Origin of the sequence: Bartonella sp. PS7NMGDW, assembly GCF_042193585.1 — a bacterium.
Lineage (GTDB): Bacteria > Pseudomonadota > Alphaproteobacteria > Rhizobiales > Rhizobiaceae > Bartonella > Bartonella grahamii.
Window position 1 is genome coordinate 1 of sequence record NZ_JBHILX010000044.1, and the last position, 2034, is coordinate 2034.

Annotated in this window: 2 protein-coding genes; both read right to left on the reverse strand. The window is 41.1% G+C overall.

Going from position 1 to position 2034, the window contains the following annotated elements; all coding sequences use genetic code 11:
* Positions 1-203: 203 nt before the first annotated feature.
* Complete coding sequence (locus ACFIKJ_RS08830; RefSeq protein ID WP_375648832.1) at positions 204-668, reverse strand: toxin-activating lysine-acyltransferase; 465 nt, start codon at positions 666-668, stop codon at positions 204-206.
* Positions 668-1993: an HlyD family type I secretion periplasmic adaptor subunit gene (locus ACFIKJ_RS08835; protein WP_375670507.1), complete on the reverse strand. Its 1326-nt coding sequence runs from the start codon at positions 1991-1993 to the stop codon at positions 668-670. The genes ACFIKJ_RS08830 and ACFIKJ_RS08835 overlap by 1 nt, the downstream gene beginning before the upstream one ends.
* Positions 1994-2034: the final 41 nt, after the last annotated feature.

The following is a 2034-nucleotide window of genomic DNA, read 5'->3' on the forward strand; positions in this document are numbered from 1 at the left end:
GCTTGAGAGTGGATCAATCCCCTTAACCGTCTGTTGCTATTCATAGCAAGTCTGGTAAGCTGAAAAATACCCATTTGTAGCGGATTAGCTCTAAATATGGAAAGGCTTTCTTTTACTATAGCTATCGCTTAAAGAGCTCTTTTAAAAGCTTCTTTTTTATAAGAGGGAGGGGAAATGGTTTATCCGCACTTGCTTTAGAAAAACTATTTGGCTGGATTTTGTGCTCTGTAGCAACACCAGCGCGCAATTTTTCGTATTTCACCATCTTCATTACGTCGAACAGCGTAGCAATAATGCTGATTAGGAAACACATACCGCTGCATGTCACGTACCATACCAGCAGCATGTCCATAGGGTGCTACACAATCAATAAACCATACGTATTTTCCATTCTGCCAATTGGCATCGGATAAAAATTCTCCCTTTTCAAGCATAGATTGATGATTTTTTTCATCTAAAAAAGCCCAAGTGATAAAGGCACAAAATTCTCCACGTTCATTTTTATAGAGTTTATATTGCCCAGTCTGTAAGGCGGGTCCTATGTTGCGTTCAATATCCCAGATTCGCCAGCGGCGGTATAAGGGAGATGTAAGCATTAAAACAATCATAGCTCCTAACGCTGTAAGAGGATCTATGAGTGAAGGTGATGAATTTTCATTTACAGACATTATCTTTCCTTTAGAGATTGTTCTAAAACTTTGGTAATAGGTTCAAAGAAATAGGAAATGAGACGCCGTTTTGAGGTAATGACATCCGTTGTCACAGTCATGCCAGGGATAAATTTAAGATGTTTGTTATTCAAAGTGATGTGATCTTGGTCAATTTTGATTAAAACAGCGTAGACACCATTAATTTCTTTATTATAGCGCGCTGTAGCGCCTACATTAACGACTGTACCGTGGATAACACCGAAACGTTCAGGTGGAAAGGCAGAAAACTTGATGTAAGCACGTTGGCCCTTTTCTAAAAAACCAATATCTCGATTATCAAAAAACGCTTCAACAATGAGACCGCCCGCACCAGGGACAATACGCATGAGCGTTTTACCAGCTTCTACAAAGCCGCCCAAAGTATGGATACTTAAATCATCGATACGTCCATCAACAGGTGCATAGAGTGATAAGTGGTCAAGATGGTATTGAGTGCTATCAAGCTTTGCTTTTAATCCTTGAAGATTCAGTTCTGTTTCACGCGACAGTTGGCGATAGCGGGCGATTTCATCGGAAATGAGACTTTTCCGTTGTTGGCGGAGGGTGTTTATTTCGGCGGCATTTTCTTCCAAACGTCTTTGATTGGTTAAAATTTCATGCTCGACATTTTTAAAGTCATGTAAACGCTCTAAATAAACGGCTTGGCTAATGACTTTTGTTTCCATCAGGCTTTTTGCAGCCTTTAATTTTCCTTGGCTTAATTGACGATCATCTTCCAACCTATCTAATTGCGCATGTTGTGTTGCACCGCTGCGCTCGACGCGGTCCGCTTGTGCTTTTAGCGCTCTTAATTTATCTTGGAGAGATTGAAGGGCAGCGCTAATGAGTTTTTCCCCTTCTATTCTTGCAGTTTTATTGCCAGAAGGAGGAACTGGCAGATAGGCAAGCCCTTTGGTTACAAAATCTTTATCCAAAGGATCACTTTCATGCAAAGCTGTTAAAATAGCTGTTGCAATTTGTGCTTGAAGGGTTTGTTGCGCGATATCTGCTTGAACACGTGCGCACTCATTGAGGGCTTCACGAGGATCTAATTGAATAAGGAGATCACCTTGATGAACAAATTGCCCTTCTTTTACAAGAATTTTCTCAATGCGTCCTGTATTTTGCGCTTGGACCAGCTGAACGTAAGCGGTGGGAATAACACTTCCTTGCCCCCGTGCAACAATCTCTGTTTTTGCGATAAAGCTGCCGATCACAATAAAGAGAAATAAAGCAATTAAAACAGCAACCACCATATGAAGCGTTGGTGACAAAGGGCGCAAATAGGGAGCTTTATCTGCCATTTTTTGCCTCCAAATCAGTAAAGTTTAAGACGGTTGCATGC